Annotated in this window: 25 protein-coding genes; 11 read left to right on the top strand and 14 right to left on the bottom strand. The window is 70.1% G+C overall.

Annotation, left to right across the window (positions count from 1 at the left end; translation table 11 throughout):
* Window positions 1–17 precede the first annotated feature (17 nt).
* Window positions 18–473: a MarR family winged helix-turn-helix transcriptional regulator gene (locus HH310_RS30570; protein WP_169179164.1), complete on the top strand. Its 456-nt coding sequence runs from the start codon at window positions 18–20 to the stop codon at window positions 471–473.
* Here the strand turns inward: HH310_RS30570 and HH310_RS30565 are convergent.
* The 3 genes from HH310_RS30565 to HH310_RS30555 form a co-directional block, all read right to left on the bottom strand.
* Entirely contained in the window at window positions 433–1932 is a 1500-nt protein-coding gene (locus HH310_RS30565; protein WP_169179163.1) for a class I adenylate-forming enzyme family protein, read from the bottom strand. The genes HH310_RS30570 and HH310_RS30565 overlap by 41 nt on opposite strands.
* A complete protein-coding gene (locus HH310_RS30560) occupies window positions 1932–2594 on the bottom strand; it encodes an alpha/beta hydrolase (RefSeq protein WP_211192793.1) in 663 nt (220 codons plus the stop codon). The genes HH310_RS30565 and HH310_RS30560 overlap by 1 nt, the downstream gene beginning before the upstream one ends.
* Window positions 2595–2736: 142 nt before the next feature.
* On the bottom strand, window positions 2737–3558 hold the full coding sequence (locus tag HH310_RS30555) for an SDR family NAD(P)-dependent oxidoreductase (RefSeq protein WP_169179162.1): 822 nt from the start codon (window positions 3556–3558) through the stop codon (window positions 2737–2739).
* Between the two features lie 103 nt (window positions 3559–3661).
* On the opposite strand from HH310_RS30555, the gene HH310_RS30550 reads away from it, so the two are divergent.
* The gene (locus HH310_RS30550) at window positions 3662–4342 is read left to right on the top strand and encodes a TetR/AcrR family transcriptional regulator (protein WP_169179161.1); all 681 of its coding nucleotides are present in this window, start codon (window positions 3662–3664) and stop codon (window positions 4340–4342) included.
* 1 nt (window position 4343) lies between these two features.
* Here the strand turns inward: HH310_RS30550 and HH310_RS30545 are convergent, their stop codons facing one another.
* A complete protein-coding gene (locus tag HH310_RS30545) occupies window positions 4344–6287 on the bottom strand; it encodes a protease pro-enzyme activation domain-containing protein (protein ID WP_169179160.1) in 1944 nt (647 codons plus the stop codon).
* Between the two features lie 129 nt (window positions 6288–6416).
* Here HH310_RS30545 and HH310_RS30540 point away from each other — a divergent pair, with 129 nt between their 5' ends.
* The 3 genes from HH310_RS30540 to HH310_RS30530 are packed head-to-tail and all read left to right on the top strand — an operon-like array spanning window position 6417 to window position 8553.
* Entirely contained in the window at window positions 6417–7049 is a 633-nt protein-coding gene (locus tag HH310_RS30540; protein ID WP_169179159.1) for a B3/4 domain-containing protein, read from the top strand.
* A 28-nt stretch (window positions 7050–7077) separates the two neighbouring features.
* Complete coding sequence (gene hpt, locus HH310_RS30535) at window positions 7078–7632, top strand: hypoxanthine phosphoribosyltransferase (RefSeq protein ID WP_169179158.1); 555 nt, start codon at window positions 7078–7080, stop codon at window positions 7630–7632.
* A 51-nt stretch (window positions 7633–7683) separates the two neighbouring features.
* Complete coding sequence (locus HH310_RS30530; RefSeq protein WP_169179157.1) at window positions 7684–8553, top strand: PAC2 family protein; 870 nt, start codon at window positions 7684–7686, stop codon at window positions 8551–8553.
* A 221-nt stretch (window positions 8554–8774) separates the two neighbouring features.
* On the opposite strand, the gene HH310_RS30525 is transcribed toward HH310_RS30530, so the two are convergent.
* Entirely contained in the window at window positions 8775–8969 is a 195-nt protein-coding gene (locus HH310_RS30525; RefSeq protein WP_169179156.1) for a DUF397 domain-containing protein, read from the bottom strand.
* 138 nt (window positions 8970–9107) lie between these two features.
* Here HH310_RS30525 and HH310_RS30520 point away from each other — a divergent pair, with 138 nt between their 5' ends.
* Together HH310_RS30520 and HH310_RS45570 are read left to right on the top strand one after the other, a co-directional pair.
* Window positions 9108–9899, top strand: a complete 792-nt coding sequence (locus HH310_RS30520) for a GntR family transcriptional regulator (protein WP_169179155.1) — start codon at window positions 9108–9110, stop codon at window positions 9897–9899.
* A gap of 1335 nt (window positions 9900–11234) precedes the next feature.
* Window positions 11235–11963, top strand: a complete 729-nt coding sequence (locus tag HH310_RS45570) for a GNAT family N-acetyltransferase (protein WP_211192792.1) — start codon at window positions 11235–11237, stop codon at window positions 11961–11963.
* Here the strand turns inward: HH310_RS45570 and HH310_RS30510 are convergent.
* A complete protein-coding gene (locus HH310_RS30510) occupies window positions 11914–12429 on the bottom strand; it encodes a GNAT family N-acetyltransferase (RefSeq protein WP_169179153.1) in 516 nt (171 codons plus the stop codon). The two genes, HH310_RS45570 and HH310_RS30510, sit on opposite strands and share 50 nt — an antisense overlap.
* Before the next feature lie 142 nt (window positions 12430–12571).
* Here HH310_RS30510 and HH310_RS30505 point away from each other — a divergent pair, with 142 nt between their 5' ends.
* Window positions 12572–13741, top strand: a complete 1170-nt coding sequence (locus HH310_RS30505) for an acyl-CoA dehydrogenase family protein (protein ID WP_169179152.1) — start codon at window positions 12572–12574, stop codon at window positions 13739–13741.
* A 71-nt stretch (window positions 13742–13812) separates the two neighbouring features.
* Here HH310_RS30505 and HH310_RS30500 read toward each other — a convergent pair whose 3' ends face one another.
* The 6 genes from HH310_RS30500 to HH310_RS30475 form a co-directional block, all read right to left on the bottom strand.
* Window positions 13813–14235: a hypothetical protein gene (locus HH310_RS30500; RefSeq protein WP_169179151.1), complete on the bottom strand. Its 423-nt coding sequence runs from the start codon at window positions 14233–14235 to the stop codon at window positions 13813–13815.
* 194 nt (window positions 14236–14429) lie between these two features.
* Entirely contained in the window at window positions 14430–15668 is a 1239-nt protein-coding gene (mshC, locus tag HH310_RS30495) for a cysteine--1-D-myo-inosityl 2-amino-2-deoxy-alpha-D-glucopyranoside ligase (protein WP_169179150.1), read from the bottom strand.
* Window positions 15669–15719: 51 nt separating this feature from the next.
* Window positions 15720–16535 carry an SCO1664 family protein gene (locus tag HH310_RS30490; RefSeq protein ID WP_169179149.1) on the bottom strand — a complete coding sequence of 272 codons (816 nt, stop codon included), beginning with the start codon at window positions 16533–16535 and terminating at the stop codon, window positions 15720–15722.
* Between the two features lie 7 nt (window positions 16536–16542).
* The gene (locus tag HH310_RS30485; protein WP_169179148.1) at window positions 16543–17133 is read right to left on the bottom strand and encodes a DUF3090 domain-containing protein; all 591 of its coding nucleotides are present in this window, start codon (window positions 17131–17133) and stop codon (window positions 16543–16545) included.
* Window positions 17134–17242: 109 nt separating this feature from the next.
* Window positions 17243–17923, bottom strand: coding sequence for an MSMEG_4193 family putative phosphomutase (locus HH310_RS30480; protein ID WP_169179147.1), 681 nt, complete (start codon window positions 17921–17923; stop codon window positions 17243–17245).
* Entirely contained in the window at window positions 17923–18975 is a 1053-nt protein-coding gene (locus HH310_RS30475; protein WP_169179146.1) for an LLM class F420-dependent oxidoreductase, read from the bottom strand. The genes HH310_RS30480 and HH310_RS30475 overlap by 1 nt, the downstream gene beginning before the upstream one ends.
* A gap of 122 nt (window positions 18976–19097) precedes the next feature.
* On the opposite strand from HH310_RS30475, the gene HH310_RS30470 reads away from it, so the two are divergent.
* Window positions 19098–20084 (top strand): aldo/keto reductase, encoded by a 987-nt coding sequence (locus tag HH310_RS30470; RefSeq protein WP_169179145.1) that lies wholly within the window; start codon window positions 19098–19100, stop codon window positions 20082–20084.
* Between the two features lie 46 nt (window positions 20085–20130).
* Complete coding sequence (locus HH310_RS30465) at window positions 20131–20322, top strand: DUF5703 family protein (protein WP_169179144.1); 192 nt, start codon at window positions 20131–20133, stop codon at window positions 20320–20322.
* Window positions 20323–20364: 42 nt separating this feature from the next.
* On the opposite strand, the gene HH310_RS30460 is transcribed toward HH310_RS30465, so the two are convergent.
* Entirely contained in the window at window positions 20365–21039 is a 675-nt protein-coding gene (locus HH310_RS30460; protein ID WP_169179143.1) for a hypothetical protein, read from the bottom strand.
* Window positions 21040–21062: 23 nt separating this feature from the next.
* The gene (locus HH310_RS30455) at window positions 21063–22370 is read right to left on the bottom strand and encodes a M20/M25/M40 family metallo-hydrolase (protein ID WP_169179142.1); all 1308 of its coding nucleotides are present in this window, start codon (window positions 22368–22370) and stop codon (window positions 21063–21065) included.
* Between the two features lie 67 nt (window positions 22371–22437).
* On the opposite strand from HH310_RS30455, the gene HH310_RS30450 reads away from it, so the two are divergent.
* On the top strand, window positions 22438–23025 hold the full coding sequence (locus HH310_RS30450) for a hemerythrin domain-containing protein (RefSeq protein WP_312034415.1): 588 nt from the start codon (window positions 22438–22440) through the stop codon (window positions 23023–23025).
* Window positions 23026–23108 lie beyond the last annotated feature (83 nt).

Raw genomic sequence — 23108 nt, 5'->3', positions numbered from 1 at the left:
CCCGAGGATGCACACCCATGGACGTCGCCGACGAAATCCTGACACCGGACGAGCAGGCGGCCTGCGACGCGCTCACCCGCGCGCTGCTCACCTTGCCCAAGATCATCGACGCGCGGCTGATGCGCTCGACCGAGCTGACACTCGCCGAGTACAGCGTGCTGATCGGCCTGGCCGAGACACCCGGCCGCACGGTACGCATCTCCGAGCTGTCCGCCTGGGTGCCGATGACCCGCAGCGGGCTGACCCGGCTCGTCGACCGGCTCGCCCGCCACGGCTTCGTCGGGCGCGAACCCGCCGTCGACGACCGCCGCTCGCAGCTGGTCGTGCTGACCGAGAGCGGCGTGCGACTGGCCGAGGCCAGCAAGATCGCGTACCAGACGAGCCTGCGCCGGCTGATCCTGGACAACCTGCACGGGCTGGACCTGACGAAGTTCACGTACGCCTTCGAGCGGATGGGCGAGCTGGACGCGTGAGCAGGGTTCGCAGGGCCCGCTTGTCGACCTTTCCCAGCGGCGTACGGGGAAGGGAGCCGACGATCCGGTAGGAGGCGGGCCGGTAGATCTCGCCGAGCGCGTCGACGATCCGCCGGGTCAGCTCCGGAAGGTCGGGCGGATCGGTCACCACGAGGACGACGTGCACGGTCTCGCCGGCCGCACCGGCCAGCCCGACGGTCGCGGCCTCCTGGATCCCGGGCTGCGCGACCAGGAAGTCGTCCAGCAGCCTGGAGTAGACGTTGTCGGCCGCCCGGCCGGTCACGATGACGTCGCGCAGCCGGTCCAGCACGTAGAGGTAGCCGTCGTCGTCCTGGCGCACCAGGTCGCCGGTCCGAAACCAGCCGCCGGCGTCCAGCACCCGCGCGGTCGCCCGGGGGTCACCCCAGTAGCCGGTCATGACGGAGCGGGACCGGACCCACAACTCGCCAGCCTGTCGCGCCTCGACCACGCGGCCTTCGCCGTCGCGCAGTTCGACCTCGACGCCGGGGATCGGGCGTCCGCAGCTGGTCAGCGACGCCGGACGGGCCGGGTCGTGCGCTTGTGGCGGGAGCACGGCGACGACGCCGCATTCGGTCGTCCCGTACACCTGGGTCAGTATCGGGCCGAAGCACGCGATCGCCTGCCGGAGCCGGGCCGGTGCTGGGGCCACGCCACCGTAGATGAGGCTGGTCAGCGCCGGGAACCGGCCCGGGTCGCAGCCGGGCTGGTCGAGCAGTTCGTCCAGCATCGGGGTCGTCACGACCACGCTGGTGACGCGTTCGCGGCCCATCACGGACAGCGTCGCGGCGGCGTCGAACGTTCGCAGCAACACGACCGCGCCGGTGAGCAGCCCGCGCAGGGAGCCGATGTGGCCGCTCGTGTGGGTGATGGGGGTGGCCACGAGCATGCGGGCCGCACCCTGCCGGGCCGGCGTCACGTCGAGGTAGTAGCCGTTGCCGTGCGTGACGAGCTTGGGTTCCCCGGTGGTGCCGCCGGTGTAGAACACCGTCGTGAGCCGGCGGGAGGCGGCGGCATCGTCGATCGTCAGGTCGGTGCGGTCCGCGGCGGTGCGCAGAAAGCCTGGGCCGATGTCGTAGACGCGCTGGACGGCCATCCGCTCGGCGCGTTCCCGGAAGGCCGGATCGACCAGCAGCATCTCGACCTGGGCCCGCCGGACGAATGCCGCGAGCTCGGCGTCGCCACGCTCGGGCGGCACGAAGACGAGCCGCAGACCCAGGTAGTGGATGGCCAGCATGAGGAACAAGGCTTCGGGGGTGTTCTCGGTGAACAGAGCCACCCCTTCGCCTTCGCCGAGGCCCATGGCTCGCAGGGCCTCGGCGAAGCGGAGGATCGTGCGCACGGCCTCCGTGCCGCTGATGCGTCGATGCTCGAAGACGACGGCTTCTGAGTCGCCCGCGGCACGCAGCCTCCGCAGCACTTCCACCGTGTAGTTCTCCATTACGCCGCGTAGGTCTCCAGTACGGCGGCCAGGCGAGCCGGGGCGGACAGCATCGGCATGTGCCCGGTCGGCAGCCGCTCGACGGTGGTCGCCTGCGCGGCGTACTTCTCCTGCAGCGCCACCGGGAACTGCCGGTCGCGCTCGCAGATGACGTACGTCGACGGAAAGTGCTGCCATGCCGCCCGCGTGGTCGGCTCGACACAAGACAGCAGGCTCTGATCGACGAGCCGGCCGATCGCCTCGGACGCGGCCTCGTCGGACAGATCCGAGTAGAACGTCTCCCTCGGGTTCCGGTACGCCTCGCGCGGGGCCACGCCGCTGACATCTTCCGGAACCGGAATGCCGAAGGCGCTGGCGGCGGACTCACCCACGATCGGCATGAAAGCCGCGACGTAGATCAGCCGGAGCACGTTCGGATGCTCGTCGTCCAGCTGGCTGATGGTGAGCCCGGAGTGCGAGTGACCGACGACGATCACCGGGCCGTCGATCTGCCGCAGGCGCGCGGCGAGCGTGTCCGCGTCGTCGTACAGCCCGGCGGTCGGATTGTCGCCTGCGCTCGGCATGCGGATCGCCTCGGATCGCCAGCCGTTCGCGGCGAGCTCCTGCTGCAGGGGCAGCCAGGTGGCCGGCGTGTGATAGCCGCCGTGGACGAGAAGAAACAATGGACGAGCCAAGGTGAATATCCCCCAAGAACGAAGAATCAATTCCGCGGGCACCAGCGTAAATCCGATTCGGCGCCGAATGGCGTGCGGTTATTCACCCGGAACGCCGGAACTGAGCGTTCCTTCCGACGTACTGCCGTGGTCAGGACCAGGCCGACTCGGAGAGCGTGCGCCATTTCGCGTCGGATTCGGCGAGCACCGCGCCGGCCGCGTCCCAATATTGGACCGCGTCCTTTCCGAGCAGGATTCGCACCGGGGCGTCGTCGCGGCCGGCGAGCTCGGCCACGATGGCGGCGATCCGCGCCGGGTCGGCGACCTGCATCGGCTGCCCGCGCAGCATCTCGGCGACCACACCGACGGTCTGCCGGTACGGCTCGGTGACCGGCGGGATCGTCATCGACGAACGGGCCCACTCGGTGCGCATGCCACCCGGCTCCAGCACGGTGACCTTGATGCCCAGCGGCGCCACCTCCTGCGCGAGGACGGTCGAGAAGCCACCGACGGCCCATTTGGCGCTCTGGTACGCGGCGAGGCCGGGCGTGCCGATCCGGCCGCCGAGGGTGGAGACCTGGAAGATGTGCCCGCCGCCCTGGCTTCGCAGGATCGGGAGAACGGCCTTCGTGACGTTGACGACGCCGTAGAAATTCGCGTCGATCTGCGCGCGGAAGTCCTGCGGGGTGACGTCCTCGACGGCGGCGACGTCCGCGTAGCCGGCGTTGTTGACCACGACGTCGTAGCGGCCGAAAGCCGTCCGGCCCCGCTCGACGGCGTCGCGCACCGCGCCGGCGTCGGTGACGTCCAGCGCCACCGGCAGGATGCGGTCGCCGTACGCGTCGGCGAGGTCGTCGAGCAGCTCCGGCCGGCGGGCGCCGGCGACCACCTGGTCACCCGCCCGCAGCGCGTTCTCGACGATCGCGCGGCCCAGACCGCGCGAGCTGCCCGTGACAAACCAGACCTTTAACATGTCGTCCACATCCGTTCTTAACGTACCGGAGGTACCTTACGGATCCAGAATAAGAGACCGTCGGTACGGTGTCAACGTACTGGAGGTCTCTTAAGATGTCCTCATGGCCACGTTCCAGCGCGCCCGCAGCGAGGAAGCCCGCGAGATCCGCCGGCAGGCGATCCTGGACACCGCGTCGCAGATGCTCGCCGAGATGCCGACCGGCAGCATCACCCTCAACGAGCTGAGCCGGCGCAGCCGCCTCGCCAAGTCCGGCTTCGTCAAATACTTCGAGTCCCGCGAGGCGGTCCTGCTGGAGCTGCTCGACCGGGCGTGGCAGCAGTGGATCGCCGACCTGGGCGAGCAACTCGCCGCCGACGGGGACGACGATCCGGCCGTCCAGCGTCGAGGAGCCCGGACCGCCGTCGTGCTCGCCCGGACGCTGGCCGCGCACCCGCAACTGTGTGACCTGCTCAGCGCGCAAGCGGGCGTCCTCGAGCACAACGTCTCCGCGGCGGTCGCCGGTCGCTACAAACAGGCGGCCGCCGAGAACGTGCTCGCGATGGCCGCGCTGGTCCGCGCCCGGCTGCCCGAACTAGGTCCGGCGGCCGAGCAGCTGTGCGCCCAGATCATCATGGTGACCGGTGCCGTGTGGACGCACTCGCGGCCGTCGCCCGGCATGATCGCCGCCTACGACGCCCATCCCGAGCTCACCAAGTTTCGCCTGCCCTTCGCGTCCACCCTGGAAAGCATGGTCGCCACGCTGGTCGCCGGGGCGCTCACGCTCGCGGCCGGCCAGAGCTGACTCAGCGCGCGGCAGGTCCGGCCGGCGGGTCGAAGAAGCGCGGCCCGTTCGGCGCGCCCACCCCGGTCGACGTGTCGTAGCCGGTGCGGTCGTGCAGCGTCGTCGGGGTGTCGATGGTCTCGAGCTGGAACTTGCGGCCGCCGGTGGCGTCGCGGCCGTTGACGAAGTCGGCGCGCACCTGCGCAACCGGCGTGCTAGGCGCGACGACGTCGTACAGCGCGGGCGTCTTCAGCATTTTGTAGTACAGCGGGTTGACGAAACCGAGCCGGTGACCGGCGTTCTGGTCGGCGACCGCGATCATGCCGGCCAGCAGCGGCGCGGACAGGCTGGTGCCGCCGAGCCGGAACTGGCTCCAGCGCGGGCCGTCCGGGAAGCTCTGCGTCGCCCCCAGCAGAAAGCCGGTGTTCGAGTCACCGTCCACCGAGATGTCCGGCACCGTCCGCATCGTGCTGGCCGGCACGACCCCCTTCTGGTAGAAGGGCTGCGGATAGATCGCGCTGGTGCCACCGCCTCCCCCGGCGTGCAGATCCGGCGGACCCCAGGCGCCGTTCCGGGCGCCGCGGACGTAGGCGCTCTGCCATCCGTACTCGAACTTGCGCCGCCCGTCGCGGCCGATCGCCAGCGAGGTGGCCCCGACGCTGGTGACGTAGGGGTCGTCGGTCGGGAAGCTGACCGTCGTCGCCGGCGGCTGCGTGCCGCCGTCGCTGACATCGCCGGTCGCGAAGACGACCGTCATGCCGGTCAGCGCCGCCTCCAGCGCGAACTGGTCGAAGAACTTGACCATGTCGGCGCCGGCCGTGGCGGCGTCGTCGCCGCCCAGACTCCACGAGTCGGTGACGATGTCGGCGACGTGGTTGTCGATCGTCTCGGCCCAGGCGTTGGTCAGCCCCGTGTCGCAATCGGTGCCGGCGACATAGACGATGCCGGCGCCCGGGGCCATCGCGTGCACCGCCTCGACGTCGAGGGCCTGCTCGACATAGGCGCCCTGAGCGTCACATTCCTGAATTCGCCCGTAGCCGTCGGCCGCGGGGGTGATCTGCCGATACTGCCCCGGCCGGAACAGCGGCTGGTGATGCACCCGGTTGTACTGCTGCGCGTCGCCGGGCATGGTCCGCGACGCGTACGCCAGCACGACCGCCACGGTGACGCCACGGCCGTCGATTCCGGCATTTAACAACGAGCTTTCCCCGTACGCCGATTGGAGCTGATCGGGCGTGTAACCACAGATCGAATAGGGCTGTTTCCGCCCGTCGAACGCGGGCTGATCGGTGGCGGTCCGCTGCCCGTAATAGTCCGAGCAGGGGGTGCCGCTGGTCAGCGCGGGCGCCGGCGCGGGCTCAGGATCGGCCAGCTCGTGCAATTGCGCACCCTGGTCGATTCCGAGGACACCCCCGATCAGCCGTACGACCGATTTCGGGGTGTGCGACGGAAAGGACAGCTCGCCGGCGTTCGCGTGCACCAACGCGCCCCGGTACGAGAAATTGTCGACAGTGGTGCCGAAGACCTTGTTCACCCGCGCGGCGGTGCCACTCGCCTCGATGTACATTCCGCTCGGCAGAATCTTGTCGACGCGAAATCCCTGCGAGAGGATCCAGTCGCGAACCGCGGCGATGTCCGGCGGGGCCGGCGCGTACCGGTCCCGGAATTGCTTGTTCGACAGCCATCGGCCGTATTCGGGGCTGTCCGGATCGGAAATACGCCGCAGCGTGGCGACCGCGTCGTCGTGATCACGCATGCCGACGACCAGCCCGAAGTCGATGCGGCTGCCGCCGGGTGTCCCGCCGAGCTGCTGGGCCTGCGACAACCAGGTCGGCAGGCTGCCGGCGATCGCCAGCCGGCCGGGCGACGAAACGGGTGCGGCCCCGCCCAGCGCCAGCAGTGCCAGAACCGTGACAGCGGCGATGACGGCGATCGAGGCAGGCCCGTGGCGGGTGATTCCACGCAATCGGTGTGCCTCCACTAAGAAACGAGCGACTCAGGAAAACCCGCACCGATTCGTGCGTCAAGATCTGCTGGGCGAAATGTGGCGCTCCCCTCGCCGCCCCGGTTCCCCGGCCTGTGCGACCCTGCTCCCATGACGACCTTGGTGGTGGCCGGGGCGGTGCGCGAGGCGTACCCGGAAGTGCTGGTCGCCGTTCTGATCGCGGAGGGACTGGACAGCGGCGGCGACTGGGACGACGCGGCCCGGCCGGCGCTCACCCCGGCCTGCGAGGACGATCCGGCCATCGCGGCCTGGCACGCGGTGTACCGGCGGTTCGGCACCAACCCGCGGCGCATGCGGCCCAGCGTGGAGGCACTGAGCCGGCGGCTGGCCCGGACCGGCGCGCTGCCGCGCATCAACGCGCCGGTGGACGCGTACAACTGGGTCTCGGTCCGGTTTGTCGTGGCGGCCGGGGCGTTCGACCTCGACGCCGTGCGCGGCGACGTGGTGCTGCGCGAGGCCCGCGACGGGGACTGGTTCACGCCGCTCGGCGAGCCGGACACGGTGGAACATCCCAGGAGCGGCGAGATCGTGTACGCCGACGACGTATCCGTGCTCACCCGGCACTGGAACTATCACGACGCCGAACGCACCAAGGTCACGAGTTCCTCGCGGGATGTGATGTTCCTGCTGGAGAGCGCGGACGGGGCGGCCCGGCTGGACGAGGCGGTTCATGCTTTGCGGGAGATGGTGGCGCCGCATGCCACGTCGGTTCGTTCGCTCTGAAGTTCGTTTGCTCTGAAGGGGGACTCGGGTGGACGCCAAGGACGTCGCGGGGGATCTCGAATCGGTGATCCTGGAGGAGGAGCAGATCCTCGCCCGGGTCGCCGCGCTCGCCACCGAACTGCACGAGACCATGGCGGGCCGGGTTCCGGTGCTGGTCGGGGTGCTCGGCGGGGCGGCCACGTTCACCGTGGACCTGGCACGGGCGTACCCGGATCAGGTCGAGATCGGCTGGATGGCGATCAAGTCGTACAGCACCCGCAACCGGGCGTCGGGGTCGGTGCGCGTGCTGAAAGACCTGGACCTGGACATCACCGGCCGGGACGTGATCATCGTGGACGGGGTGATCGACACGGGGCTGACCATGTCCTGGCTGATCTCGAACCTGGCGCAGCGGCGGCCGGCGTCGATCTCGGTGTGTGCGCTGCTTCGCAAACCGGAGACCGCGCGATTCGCGTCTACTCCTACGTACATAGGATTTGATGTTGGGGACGGGTTGATCGTCGGATACGGGATGGATTTTAAAGGGAAATATCGTAATTTACGGTGTGCGGCGGTGCTCGGGTCGTGGGCGCAAGGCGTGTGACGCCCGACGTGCCGACGAGTGGCTTCCACGTGCCGCACGTAGGCTGTACTCATGACTGAGTTCGACGGCCTTCCTGTGCTCCGCTCCCCCGTGGCCATCGCGGCATTCGAGGGTTGGAATGATGCTGCGGACGCATCGACCGCGGCCGTGGAACACCTCGAGCAGGTGTGGCAGGCCCGGGAAATCGCCACGATCGACCCCGAGGACTTCTACGACTTTCAGGTCAGCCGCCCGACGGTGACCATGTCCGAGGGCGAAACCCGCAAGATCGAGTGGCCCACCACCCGGTTCACCGTGGCCAGCCCGCCCGGCAGCGACCGCGACGTGGTGCTCATCCGGGGCATCGAGCCGAGCATGCGCTGGCGCACCTTCTGCGAGCAGGTCCTGGAGATCTGCCACAGCCTCGAAGTCAACCGGATCGTGCTGCTGGGCGCTCTGCTGGCCGACGTGCCCTACACGCGGCCCCTGCCGATCAGCGGCACCACCACCGACAAGGACGCCGCCGAGAAGTACAACGTGGTCCCCACCCGCTACGACGGCCCCACCGGCATCGTCGGCGTGCTGCACGAGGCGGCCGGCCGCGCCGAGCTGGACGCGTTGTCGTTCTGGGTGCACGTGCCGCACTACGCGAACAACCCGCCCTGCCCGAAGGCGACGCTGTCCCTGCTGTCGCGGCTCGAGGACGTGCTCGACCTGCCGGTCCCGATGGCCGACCTGGCCGAGGAGGCCGACGAGTGGGAGAAGCGGGTCCGCGCGGCCGCCGAGCAGGACGCGGAGCTCGGCGAGTACGTGCGCGAGCTGGAGGAGCGCGTCGGCGACGAGGGCATCCAGCCGCTGACCGGCGACGAGATCGCCAGCGAGTTCGAGAAGTACCTGCGCCGCCGCGGCGGCTCGGCGGGCCCGACGGCCGGCTCCTGGTAGGGAGCGGCTTAGAACGGGCGGCCCTGGGTCGCGCGGGGCAGCCGCGTCGGGCCGGTGAGCCGGTCACCGTTGGTGCTCCGGCGTCTTCGGATCCCGTTGCGTCTTTCCGTGCCTTGTCTCTCCGGGGGCGTCGGCTCTCCGGGGGCGTCGACCCGGGGGCGTCGGCTCTCCGGGGGCGTCGGCTCTCCGGGAGACCGGCCGCCGCCATCGGCCGGCGCTCGTCAATCGTCGAACTCGCCGCGCTTCACGCCCCGCAGGAACTGCGCCCACTCGTCGGGCGTGAAGCGCAGCACATCCTCGGGGTCGCGGGCGCTACGCAGCATGACGCCCTCGGGCAGAAACCGGACTTCCACCCCGTCCTGATCCGGAAATTTCCCTTTTATCCACCCGGACTCAGCACGCTCGCGATCACTCATCGCACCACCTCCCCAGACGGTGAGTGACTCAGGCTACGAGATCGTCAGTGCTCGATGCGTCCACCTTTCGGCGTGTCGCGGCACCGTGTCGCACACCCTTTGGCGCATCCTAGGAACCTAGTCCTGAGGAGGTGCGCCATGACGATCAATCCGGGCGCCGCCGAGTTCCCCCACCGGCAGATCGCCGCGCAACTGCGCGAACGCATCCGCCGCGGCGACTGGCAACCGGGCGAACGCCTGCCGTCCATCCCGGCGATGGCCGAGATGTTCGGCGTGGCGAAACAGACGGTCCAGCGCACCGTCGACCAGCTGCGGGTCGAGGGCATCCTGATCACCAAACCCGGCTCCGGTACGTACGTACGAGGCACCCGCCGCCGCCTCAACCGCCTGTCCCGGGGCCGCTACGGCCCGCGCCGCGGCTACCACGCCGACCTCGCCGCACGCTACCGCCAACAGCTCACGGCGGTCGGCCGCGAGCCGGCCCCGGCCGAGGTGGCCGACGCGTTCGGCGTCCGCGACGGCACCGAGATGCTGGTCCGCCGCCACATCGTCCGCACCGACGAGGCGACCGTCGAGCTGGGCGCGTCCTGGTTCCGGGTGACCGACGCGAGCGGCACCTCCCTGGAGCGCGCCGAGGCGTTCGGGCGCCCCCTCTACCAGGAGGCCGAGGAGGTGCTCGGCAAGCGCTACGCCTCGGCGACCGACACGATCAGCGCCCGCCAGCCCAGCCGCGACGAGGCCGAGATCCTCCAGATCCGCCCCGACACTCCCGTCCTGCACCTGCTGCACGTGGCGTTCGACGAGTCCCGCAAGCCGATAGAGGTCGCCCAGGCGACGTGGCCCGGCCCGATGACGACGCTGACCGAGGAGTACAAGATCCCGGCCCCTTCCCCCGAGCCCGACCCCGACCCAGGCCTGGCCCTGGCCTAGACAAGTAAGTCCTAAGCCGAGTCGGTGGCAGTAGGCGAGTCAGCGACCTGATCACCGTCCGTCCGCCAGCCCCACGCCGCCCCCCTCGCATATCCGGTATTTCCGAATATTTGTGGGAGAGGCCAGGCCGCTGGACGGGCGGGCTCGGCGCGCGGCCGCGCGGCGCTTCCATTGTGTGAGACGGGTGACCGCCTGCTGAGACCCGCGTCCGCATCATGGACCCACCGTCCGCGATGTGGGACCAGCGTCCATTGTAGAGAGTATATTTGTCACGTAACGAGGCTTTCGCCCGGCAGCTTTTTCCGGCCGAATGTGAACCTTGGAGAGTTATTGGCTCGCATGTGGGCGCAACTCTCCAAGGTTCACAAAAGTCCACGATGTGACCGCGTTGTCCACATAGCGGGACCGCCGCGCTGCGGCTGGTGGTGGTCGGCGGCTCCCCGCTGTGAACGGATCGCCACAGCGCCTCAGCTCTGGCACCACCGCGCAACCGGAGCCACACCGTGACCAGGCCACGCATCGCCTACCACCACGGTAGGACTTACTCGTCTAGGGCCTCCGACGCGCGGCAACCTCGAACGCCAGCCCCGGCCCGCGGGGTTACCGGCCGAACCTCGCACCTTCGCGGGCCGCCCGCCCGATATCGTCGGGTGGCGGTCCGGCGTCTCCTTCAGCCGGACATTTCCGACTTGGCAAGCCGGTTCGGCGGTCGCGTCTCCTTCGGCCGGACACTTCCGACTTGGCCGGCCGGTTCGGCGGTCGCCGTGCCGCATTACGACCACGACGAGACATTTCCGACTTGGCTGCGCGGCGGCCACGAAGCGGCGGCCACGAAGCGGCGGCCATGAAGCGGCGGCCACGAAGCGGCGGAACGCGTTCGACGTGCGCGTCTCCTTCAGCCGGACATTTCCGACTTGGCCGGCCGGTTCGGCGGTCGCCGTGCCGCATTACGACCACGACGAGACATTTCCGACTTGGCTGCGCGGCGGCCATGAAGCGGCGGCCACGAAGCGGCGGAACGCGTTCGTCGCGCGCGTCTCCTTTGGCAGGATATTTCCGACTTCTCTATTCCGTCCATGTGGCGGCCGTGCCTCAGTACACCACGCTGTGTGTGGCCGTGTTCCTCGGCCCGTTCCTCACCAACGTCACCGAGGTCGCTGTGTCTCCACCAGCGTGACATTTCCGATTCTTCTGCTTTATCGCTTACTTCTGACGCCGCGGGCTCGCACCCGTGCCGGGAGGGCGGCAGCCGCAGGGCCGACCACAATGGCCACCGTCCTCCTGCCGGAATCCCCCGCGCGGCGCCCAGCTGCGGGGCCGACCACAATGGCCACCGTGATTGCAGAGCTTGCGCGCGTGCTGCAAGAGGCGGCCACGGCGGCCTTTCCCCCGGCGCGGCTGGCCCGGGTGGACGGCTGGTGGCTGCGGCACGCGGACACGCCCGACTGGTGGAACGCCTCGGTCCTCCCGCACGGGCCGGTGCCCCGGCACGCGCTCGCGGACCGCATCACCCGCGCCGAGCGGTTCTATCCGGGACCGGCCGCGTTCCAGATCAGTCCGGCCGCCACCCCGGGCCTGGACGCCGCGCTCACCGAACGCGGCTACCGGCGCGACGGCGAGATCTCCCTCCAGACGGCCCCGGTGGTCGCCCCGCCGCCAAGAGCTTTCCCGGTACGCCTGTCCAACACCCCGGACGACGACTGGTTCGCCACCTGGTCCGCCATGCACAGCACCCCGGGCGCGGAGCTCGACCAGCGCGCCCGGCTCGCCCGCATCGCGCACCCCACGGCGTACGTCTCGGTGCTGGATGATCTGGGGGTGATCGCCGTCGGGCGGGCCGTGCGCACGGACGGCTGGACCGGCGTCTACGGCATGGCGACCGTCCCGCGCGCGCGAGGCCGCGGCACCGCCCACCAGGTGCTGGCCGCGTTGTCCGCCTGGGCCGGCACCCCGTTGTTCCTGCAGGTGGAGCTGCGCAACGCCCCGGCGTTACTGCTCTACGCCCGGACCGGGTTCACCGAGCGCTACCGCTACCACTTCCGCCGGCAAACTCCCGGTACATGACGTGCAGCCCGACCCGCCCCTGCGACGGGTGCTCGAACGCGCGCGGCACCGTCCCGACGATCACGAACCCGAGCCGCCGGTACACCTCGACCGCCCCGAGGTTCGTCGCCGCGACGGCGTTGAACTGCATCGAGGCGTACCCCTGCTCCTCGGCCCAGGTCAGCGCGAACCGGCACAGCGCCGTCCCCACCCCGCGCCCGCGCTGCCCGTCCGCGACCATGAAGCTCGCCGTCGACACGTGCGCCCCGGGCCCGCCCCGGTTCGGGCCCATCTTGGCCGTCCCCACGATCTGACCGTCCCGCTCGGCGACGACGGTGAGCCCGGGCGGCGACTCGACCCACACCTCGCGGGCGACATTCTCGGACATGTCGGTCTCGTACGTGAAGGTGTCCCCGGCCCGCACCACCGCACGGACAATCTCCCACACGGCGGGCCAGTCACGCTCAGTGAATTCTCGGATCACCACGCGCGCACGCTATCGCCCGCACATCACACAGATCAATCCATTTCCGTACGCCATGATCAAAGTAACCGGGCAGGTCACCGATCCGCGCGGTGCCGATAGTGACCTGGACCACTGCCGAGATCCTGAACTCACCCACGGAACCGTGCGTTTCGAAGTTGTGAGTGAAGAGAATCCTGTTCCGGTCATCGACACGAGCTCGGCCGTCCCGGTGCTGCGCAAGTACGCGGACCAGGCCGACCGGGAAAGCCGGTTGCCGCAGGAGATGGTCGACGCGATGACCGCCGCCGGTCTTTTTCGCATGGGCGTGCCGCTCACCCTCGGGGGCCGGGAGCTTGACGTCGAGACGTCCATCCCGGTGTTCGCCGAGGTCGGCGCGGCCTGTGCGTCGTGCGGCTGGGTGGCCGCCATCTCGTACGGGTCGCAGCAGGTCGCCGGCGCGTTCGGCGATCGCGTCCGCGAGGAGCTCTGGGGGGACAGCCCGGACGTGCCGATCTGTTCCTCGCTGAACGGCACCGGCGTGACCGCGAACGCCGTGGCGGGTGGGGTCGAGATCTCCGGCCGCTGGCCGTGGGCGTCCGGCTGCCACGAGGCGCACTGGGCCGAACTGGACCTGCCGCTGCCCGACGGCGGCTACGGGCTCGTGCTGGTGCCGATGTCCGAGCTGACCATCGAGTCCTCATGGAACATGGTCGGGATGCGCGGCACCGCGAGCGACACGATCGTGGCCGAGGGCGTGGTCGTCCCGAGCCACCGGATCAAGTCCATGGCCGAGATCGTGAGCGGGAAGCTGGACGGAATCGAGCCGCTGTACCGGGTGCCGGCTGGCGCGATGACCCTGGCCCTGGCCGCGGCGCTGCTCGGCGCCACCCGCGAGGTGTACGCCCAGACGATCCAGGCGGTGGAGCGCGGCAAGCCGCTGTCCATGTCGTTCTACCGGTCGCTGGCCGACGCGCCGAGCGTGCAGGCCGCGCTGGCCGACGCCGCCAACCTGATCGACACGGCCGAGCTGCACATGTTCCGGTCCGCCCGCCGGGTGACCGACGCGTCCGCAGCCGGCGCCGAGCTGACGATGCGGCAGCGCACCCGGTTGCGGATGGACGGCGCGTACGCGGTGCAGTCCATGCTGGACGCGGTGCAGTTGCTGATGACCGTGCGGGGCGGGAGCGCGTTCGCCCACGCGAATGACATCCAGCGCCCGTGGCGGGATCTGCAGACCGCGGCCCGGCATCCGGCACTCAATCTCGGGCTGGCGCGGGAGATGTACGGCCGTGTGCTGGCCGGCATCGAGGAGCCGATCAGCGGGCTCATCTGAGCCGGGAAAAGGCGGAAGACCCGAGGTGCCGCAGGCACCTCGGGTCCGTGTATCACCGGTTGGCCGGCTCGTCAGAAGCCCAGGTCGAGGCCGGTGCCCTCGCCGCCCTCGCCACCGTCGCCGCCTTCGCCACCGTCGCCGCCCAGGGCCTTGGTGACCACGCCCAGCAGCGAGTCAAGGTTGCTCCGGGAGCGGGAGTCCGAGTCGGCGTTGCTGCGGTTGTCGTTGACGATGCGGATGTCGGGGTTGCTGTTGCTGTCGACATCCTGGTTGATGCGGCTGTCGAAGTCACCGCGGACGCTTCCGTCGAACTCGTCGTTCCACTCGTCGCCGCTGTTGAAGTAGTCGCCGTCGTCGTCCCAGTCGTACGGGTTGTACGAAGAAACGGACGACTGCGTGCCGTGCGAGACGGCGGCGGACGCCGGCAGCGCCATGGCGAAGCTCGAACCGGCCGCGAGCAGCAGGCCCGCGAGGATCGTAACCGGACGACGCATTGGTGTTTCCTTTCAGACGGTTTGTATGACCTCGAATAGCTTCGCCCATTTCGTGACCGAAATGTGGCTGATTTCTCCCAAGTCACGCCAAACACGTACTAAATCCCGAAACCGCCCGGTAACTCCCGTTTTGGGGTCTAAAGTCTCGCGGGGCGCGCTCTCCCCGACCGCGATGCGGCGCCCGCATCCGCGCCCTAGAGACGCACTCCCAGCAGGGCGTCCACGGTGCGCGACATCAGCGCCGGAGCGTGCTCGTCCTCGCCCGCACCGGCCAGCGCGGCGTCCGCCCAGGCGTCCACAACCGCCAGCACCGCCGGCGTGTCAAGATCGTTCGCCAGCGCCTCGCGCACCGCCGCCACCAGGCCCTCCCCGGACGGACCGGCCGGTGCCGCCGCCGCCGAACGCCAGCGCCCCAACTGCTCGGAACCACCCTTGAGTACGTCGTCGGTCCACTCGCGATCCGCGCGGTAGTGCCCGGACAGCAACCCCAACCGTACGGCCATCGGGTCCACCCCGTCGGCGCGCAACCGGGAGACGAAGACCAGATTTCCCTTCGACTTGGACATCTTCTCGCCGGCCAGGCCGATCATCCCGGCGTGCACGTAGTGCCGGGCGAACGGCGCCGCGCCGGTCAGCGCCTCGGCGTGCGCCGCCGAGCACTCGTGATGCGGGTACAGCAGGTCGTTCCCGCCGCCCTGCACGTCGATCGTGTCGCCGAGCAGGCCCAGCGCGATCGCCGCGCACTCGATGTGCCAGCCGGGACGGCCGAGCCCGAGGTCGCCGCCGTCCCAGGCCGGCTCGCCCTCGCGGGCGCCGCGCCACAACAGCGGATCCAGCGGGTCACGCTTGCCGGCCCGCGACGGGTCGCCGCCACGCTCGGCGGACAACGCGATCATCTCGGCGCGGGACAGATGCGACTCGTACCCGAACGAGGGCGCCGCCGCGACCGAGAAGTAGACGTCCCCGGTGCCGTCGCCGATGTCGTACGCCGCGCCGGAGGCCACCAGGTCACGTACGTGCCCGGCGATCGCGGGGATGGACTCGACCGCGCCGACGTAGTGCTCCGGCGGGACGATCCGCAACGCCTCCATGTCCTCGCGGAACAGCGCCGTCTCCCGCATGCCGAGGACGACCCAGTCCTCCCCGTCCCGCGCCGCCCGCTCCAGCAGCGGGTCGTCGATGTCGGTCACGTTCTGCACGTATCGCACCGACCGCCCGTTGTCGCGCCACAGCCGGTTGATCAGGTCGAACGTGATCATCGTGGCGGCGTGGCCGAGGTGGGTGGCGTCGTACGGGGTGATCCCGCAGACGTACATCGTGGCGACGTCGCCGGGAGCGGAAGGCTGCACCTGGCGGCGGGCGGAGTCGTAAAGGCGCGGCGCTGCCGGTGCGCCCGGCAACTGGGGGATGTCGTGCCCGGTCCATGGATCCATGGTCAGGAGCCTAACTGCGTGCGTGGGCAACTAATCCGGCGCCGTGAGCTATCAGATAGGCGGCCACGGGATGGCCGGCCAGTCCGGCGGCGGTTTCGGGAAGCGCCGGGACCGCAGCAGGCGACGGACCCGCAGGCGTACGTGCTGCACCTCGGTGATCGTCAGATGCTCCTCGAGCGCGGCACCCAGATCGCCGTCCAGCCGGGTCGCGAGGCCGGTCAGCACGTCGGACGCCTCGTCGATCAGCGGCGTGCCGGTCCAGCCCCACAGCACCGTACGCAGCTTGTTCTCCACGTGGAACGTGACGCCGTGGTCGACGCCGTGGATCGAGCCGGTGGCCGGGTAGAGCACGTGGCCGCCCTTGCGGTCACCGTTGTTGATCACCGCGTCGAACACCGCGAGGCGGGCCAGGCGCGGGTCGTCGGCGTGCGCCAGCGCGTACGCGTCGCCGTCCTCGTCGCGCGCGTTGGCCACCGCCAGCCAGCCCTCGGGCACGTCGTACGCGGGGACGAAGCCGATCAGCGACTCGGCGGTGGCCGGCTCGTCGATCCAGAGCTGCAGGGCGCCGATGCCGAGCGGGCCGTCGCGCAGAATGGTCGGCGGCACCACGTCCCAGCCGGTGGCCTGCGAGACCAGGAACGCCGACACCTCGCGCCCGGCGAGCGTGCCGTCCGGGAAGTCCCACAGCGGTTTCTCGCCGTCGACCGGTTTGTAGACGCAGCGCCGGGTGAGCCCGTCCAGCGTGATCTCGGCCCGCAACGTCGTGTTCGACGCGTCGACGAGCCGGCCCTCGATCTCGATCCGCCCGCGGGTGAGCAGCTCCAGAGCGTCGCGCTCGGCGAGCGCGGCAGCAGGCTCGGCCGTCACGAGGCGGTCACCGGTGGTAGCCGTTGTGCCGGGGGCAGAGGTGGCCGGCCGGGTCGAGCGGCTGACCGCACAGCGGGCACGGCGGCCGGCCGGCGGCGACCACGCGGCGGGCGCGGTCGATGAACGCGCGGGTCGCCTCGGGGGTGAGGCGCACGCGCAGCCGGTCGAGGTCGTCGGCGGGCTCGTCCTCGTCCTCGTCGTCGTCCTCGTCGAGCTCGGGCGAGTCGCTGCCGAGCTCGATCTCCACCTCGGCCTCGCCGGCCTCGATCGCCTCGATGACCACCGTGCTGGTGTCGACGTCGAAGGCCAGCCCCAGCGTGCCGACGCGGAACTCCTCGTCGACCGGCGTATCGAGCGGCTCGTTGTCGTGCGAGAAGACCTCGTCGTCGGGCAGTTTCACCCCGAAGCGCTTGTTGGCCTCGACGAGCAGCTCCTCGAGTTTCTCGGCGAGCAGCGACACCTGGACCTTCTCCAGCGCGACGGTGATCACCCGCCCGCCGCCACGCGCCTGGAGAAAGAACGTCCGGTCGCCGGGCTCGCCCACCGTCCCGGCGATGAACCGCTCCGGCGGCTCGAAGGAATGCACCTGGTGGGTCATGGAATCAACCCTAGCCATCGGGGCTGCCGGGCGCTCTCCCCGGCGGGGTCGGTTCGCCTAGGGCGCAACCCGCGTCTCAGTGCGGTGACGCGCACGTCACACAGTGCGGTCAGAGCCCTCCGCCGGCGCCGCCCCCGACCGCGGCGTCGGATTCCGCGGCGGTTTGCGGCGCGGGCACCAGCGATGCCAGGTCGGCGGTGTCGTTGACGCGTACGACAAAGGGTCGTTGCGCGGTGTAACGAATCACCGTGATCGATGCCGGATCGGCCACGATCCGCTGGAATTGATCGAGATGGAGGCCCAGGGCATCGGCGACGATGGCCTTGATCACATCTCCGTGGCTGCACGCCAGCCACAACGCGCCGGCGCCGTGCTCGGCCTGCACCGCGGCGTCCCAGCGCCGGACCGCGGCCACCGCCCGCGCGGACATCGCGGCCATCGACTCGCCGTTCGGGAAGGTGGCGCCGCTGGGATGCTGCTGCACGACCGGCCAGAGCGGGTCCTGGGCCAGCTCCTTGAGCGGGCGGCCCTCCCAGTCGCCGTAGCCGCACTCGGTCAGCCCCTCGTCGGCCACCGGGGTGGCGCCGGGCAGCGCCAGGTCGAGCGTCATCCGGCAGCGCAGCAACGGGCTGGTCACCACCTTGGCCAGCGGCAGCGGGCGCAGCCGCTCCCCGACGCGCTCGGCCTGCTTGCGGCCGATGTCGTCGAGCTCGACGGGACGGCGTCCGGCCAGCTCACCGGTCACGTTCGAGGTGGTACGCCCGTGCCGGAGCAGAAGTACGGTAGCCACTACTCGGCCACACCCGATTCCTCGTACGCCTCGGCCACGATCCGCAGCGTGTCGATGGCGCTCTTGCGATCCCCCACGTACGGGCTCACCGACAAGGTGCCGACGCCCGCCGACGCGTACATCTTGATCCGCTCCTTGACCTGGAATCTGTTGCCGATGATCGAGGTGCGCTCGATGAAGTCCTGCGGCACCGCCGACGCCGCCTCCGCCTTCTGGCCGGCGAGGTAGAGCTCCTGCACGCGAGCGGCCTCGTCGGCGTACCCCATGCGTACGGCGATCTGGTTGTAGAAGTTCTGCTCCCGGCTGCCCATGCCACCCAGGTAGAGAGCCGCGTACGGCCGGATCAGGTCGGCGCAGGCGGCCAGGCTGTCGCCGATCGCCACCGGCACGGTCGGCGCCACGTCGAAGCCGGTCAGTCCCAGCCCGAGCTTGGCCCGGCCGCGCTCGATGTGCTGCAGGACCTCGCCGGCCGCGTCCGGCGCGAAGAAGACCGACAGCCAGCCGTCCGCGATCTCGCCGGCCAGCTCCAGATTCTTCGGGCCGATGGCGGCCAGGTAGAGCGGTATCGCCTCGCGCGGCGGGTGGAACCCGAGCTTGAGCACCTTGCCCGGCCCGTCCGGCAGCGGCAGCGTGTAGTGCTCGCCCTGGTAGGAGACCGGCTGCCGGGCCACCGCCAGCTTGACGATCTCCACATACTCCCGGGTACGGGCGAGCGGCTTGTCGAACCGCACGCCGTGCCAGCCCTCGGACACCTGCGGCCCGGAGACGCCCAGGCCCAGCCGGAACCGGCCGCCGGACAGCGCGTCCAGGGTGGCGGCGGTCATCGCGGTCATCGCCGGCGTGCGCGCGGGGATCTGCATGGCCGCGGCGCCGAGGTCGATCTGCCGGGTCTGCCCGGCCATCCAGGCCAGCATGCTCACCGCGTCGGACCCGTACGCCTCGGCGGACCAGACGACCGCGAAGCCGAGCCGATCGGCCTCCTGGGCCATGGCCAGGTGATCCGCCGGGGTGGACCACGCGGACTGATAGCCGAGGTTGAGTCCGAGCCGCACGTGTGCCTCCTGGTGATCCGTGAGCCTGCTCGCAGCCTACTTATCGGCAGCGTCAGGTAACCGACCTGGTTGACCTGCTGCTGAGCATTTCCACCGAGACAATGTCTGAATAAGGTTCACTCATGCAACAGCGACCGCTCGGCCGAAGCGGGCTGGCGGTCTCGCGGCTCGCGCTCGGCACCATGACCTGGGGGCGTGACACCGACCCCGACGACGCGGCCGCGCAGCTCAAGTTCTACCTGGAGGCCGGCGGCACGCTGATCGACACCGCCGAGGTGTACGGCGACGGCGACGCCGAGTCGGTGATCGGCTCGCTGCTCGACCATCTGGTGCCGCGGGACGAGGTGGTGATCGCGACCAAGGCCGGCGTCACGCCGAACGCCTGGCGCCGCCGCGACAACTCCCGGGGAAACCTGCTGCGCTCGCTGGACGCCTCGCTGCGCCGCCTGGGCACCGACTACGTCGACCTGTGGCACGTGCACGGCTACGACTCGCACACCCCGTTCGAGGAGACGATGGCCGCGCTCGACCACGCCGTGACCAGCGGCCGGGTGCGGTACGCGGGGGTTTCGAACTTCGCCGCCTGGCAGACCGCGCGGGCCGCGACGTGGCAGGCCGGCTATCCCGCTCGCGCCCCGATCGTCGCCGCCCAGATGGAGTATTCGCTGCTGGAGCGCGGCATCGAGCGCGAGATGCTGCCCGCGTCCACGGCACTCGGCTTCGGCATCCTGGCCTGGTCGCCGCTGGGCCGCGGGGTGCTGACCGGCAAGTACCGCAACGGCCGCCCGATCGACTCGCGCGCCGCGACCGAGCACTTCGCCCCTTTCGTCCAGACCTATCTGGAACCGCGTAGTTCGAGCATCGTCGAGGCGGTGGTGACCGCGGCCACCGGGCTCGGCGTGTCCCCGCTCGAGGTGGCGCTCGCCTGGGTCCGCGACCGTCCCGGGGTGGCCGCGCCCATTCTCGGCGCCCGCACCGCCGCGCAGTTGCAGGGGGCGCTGGCCAGCGAAGACCTGACGCTGCCGGTGGAGATCGCGCAGGCACTCGACGACGTTTCCGCGATCGACAGCGGCTACCCGGAACGCGAGGGAACCGGCGTCCAGGAGTGAAACAAAGGGTGGTGCCTCGCCGGGGTCGCGGCGCATATTAGACGCCATGGACTACGAATACGCGCCGCTGCGGTTGCCATCGAATGTCGACAGGTTGACCGCGGCGGCGCAGCTCGCCATACAGGCGGAGTTCTCGGGGTGGGAGCTGGCGCGCGTGCAGCTCTTCCGGGACGGCACCCGCAAGGTGATGCTCCGCCGGCGCATACAGCCGACACCCCAGCCGGGGTTGAGTTACTAGAAGGCCGGCCTGGCCGAAAACCGGGCCGGCCTTCGCCGTCACTCAGCCGTGGTTGTGGCCGGCGTGATCCTCTTCCTCGTCCGGGAGGAAGGGGTGCTCGTCGAGCCTGCCGACCAGCAGGTCGGACTCGTTCGGGGTGAACGGGCCGGCGCCGTCCGAGTCCTCGTACTGGTCGAGGTCGAGCGGCTCGGCGATCTCGCTCACGGTCAGCAGGCCGTCGAGCGGCTCCAGCTCGGGCACGTCCAGCGACGAGAGCGACCCGTCGCCGGCCTGCAGCAGTTCCAGCACCGCCTCGCCGACCGACTCGACTGCGCCCGGGTCCTCGTCCTCCGGCACCGACGTGCGCCGGGCCGCCTCGGCCGCCCGCAGCAGCGCCGACACGCTGGGCACGCGGTAGTCGCGGCGCTGCCGCACCGAGATCACCTGCGGGTACGGATCCGTCGACTCCTCGCCCTCGCCGCCGTCGACGCCCAGGCCGAAGCGCTGGTCGGCCTCGTCCGGGTCGATCGACTCGACGTCCCACGGCGTGACCTCGCCGTAGGCGTCGAGCAGCCGCTCGTCGTACGCGTAGGAAGCGTTGTTCAGCTTGACGTACGCCTGCCAGACGTCGTCGTCGTCGATCCGGCCCTCGGCCGCCCGGACCGCCGCGAGATGCGCGCGGGCAGCCTCGATGACCTGCTCGAGGGCAGCATCGAGCTCGTCGTTCTGGTCGGTCATGCTATGGGTCCTTCCAACAAGTGTCAGCTTGTCCGCAGGAGGCGGTCGAGCACGCGCACGCCGAACTTTAGTCCCTCGGTCGGGACCCGCTCGTCGATGCCATGGAACAGCGCCGAGAAGTTCAGATCCGCCGGGATCTTCAGCGGGGCGAACCCGAAGCAGCGCATCCCCAGCTCGGCGAAGTACGCGGCGTCGGTGGCACCGAACATCAGGTACGGAACGGTACGCGCCCCCGGGTCCTCGGCCCGCAGCGCGGCACCCATCGCGTTGACCAGGTCGCCGTCGAACTCGGTCTCCACCGGGTGCAGCCGCTGCGGGTGCGAGATCTCGATGTCCGGCCCGATCACCTCGGCGATCTCGGCCAGGAACTGCTCGCCGTAGCCGGGCAGCGTCCGGCAGTCGATCAACGCGGACGCGCTGCCCGGGATCACGTTGTCCTTGTACCCGGCGTCGAAGCGGGTCGGGTTCGCCGTGTTCCGGATCGACGCCCCGATGATGTTCTTGATGCCGCCCAGCTTGGCGATCAGCGGCTCCGGGTCGTCCGGGTTGAACTCGACGCCCATCTCGTCGGCGACCAGCTCCAGGAACGTGCGCACCGTCGGGGTCAGCACGATCGGGAAACGGTGCCGGCCCACCCGCGCGACCGCCTCGGCGAGCGCGGTGATCGCGTTGTCGTCGTGCACCATCGAGCCGTGCCCGGGCCGGCCGGTCGCGGTCAGCCGCAGCCAGTCCAGCCCCTTCTCGGCGGTCTGCACCAGATACAGCCGCCGGTCGTCGTTGACCGTGTACGAATACCCGCCCACCTCGCCGATCGCCTCGGTGCACCCGGCGAACAGGTCCGGGTGGTTCTCCACCAGCCATTTCGAGCCGAAGGTCATCCCGGCTTCCTCGTCCGCGGTGAACGCGATCACGATGTCACGCGGCGGGACGTAACCGATGCGCCTCCAGTCCCGGACCACGGCCAGGATCATCGCGTCGAAGTCCTTCATGTCGATCGCGCCGCGGCCGTAGAGGTAGCCGTCCTTCTCGATGCCCTCGAACGGCGGCACCGACCACTCACCCGCCTCGGCCGGCACCACATCCAGATGACCGTGCAGCAGCAGCGCACCACGCGACGGGTCGGCGCCGGTGATGCGGGCGACGACGTTGGCCCGGTTCGGACCGGACTCGAGGATGCGGGCCTCGATACCGGCCTCGGCCAGCAGGCGCGCGACGTACTCGGCGGCGACCCGCTCACCGACGGTCGTCTCCGGTACGCCGGTGTTGGTGGTGTCGATGCGCAACAGATCGCGGCAGATACCGACTACTTCGTCGGCGGCGGTGAGCTCCATCTGCCTTTCTTACCAGGGTGGTGACGCAAAGTTTGACGAGGGAGATGTATCGGGTATCACCCGGCCCGTGACCGCATTGAATCTTCCCCCGTTGCCCCCGATCCCCGGCGACGCCACCGGCCGCAACGTCGTCGACGTCGTCACCGAGCAGCACGACGAGTTGCTCGACCTCGGCGAGCTGCTGGCGGCGGCCCCGCACGACCAGCGGCTGGCCGGAGTCGTGATCGCCGCCCTGTCCCGGCATCTCAGCGCCGAGGAGCAATACCTTTATCCCGCCGTACGCCTCGTGGTGCCCGGCGGCGAGGCGATCGCCGACCGGGAGCTGGCCGAGGACCACGAGCTCCTGATCACGCTGAAGCGTCTTGCCGACGGCGAGCCGGTCGCGGCCGGCCTGGTCGAGGGGATGCGCCGGCACGTGGCGGCGGACGCCGAGGAGCTGCTGCCGGTGCTGGTCGCGATGGCGCCGGTGGACGAGCTGATCCGGGTCGGCAACCGGTTCGAGACCGCGCAGGAGGCGGCCCCGACGCGACCGCATCCGTCGACCCCGTCCACGCCGCCGTGGAACAAGGTTGTTGATCCAGCCGTCGCGGTTTTGGACAAAGTGCGCGATGCCGTCACCGGGCGCGCGACGTACCCGAAAGATTTGAACCGATAACAGGCGGTTCATTTGCGGAATTGTCGCAAGTGTACGATCTATCGCCAGTCCAGAAGACTAGCCATCGATGTCGTTAAGGTCCT

It is taken from the genome of Actinoplanes sp. TBRC 11911, assembly GCF_012933445.1.
Classification (GTDB): Bacteria; Actinomycetota; Actinomycetes; order Mycobacteriales; family Micromonosporaceae; genus Actinoplanes.
Note: the sequence above shows the minus strand (reverse complement) of the source record. Positions and strands in the feature narration are given on the sequence as shown.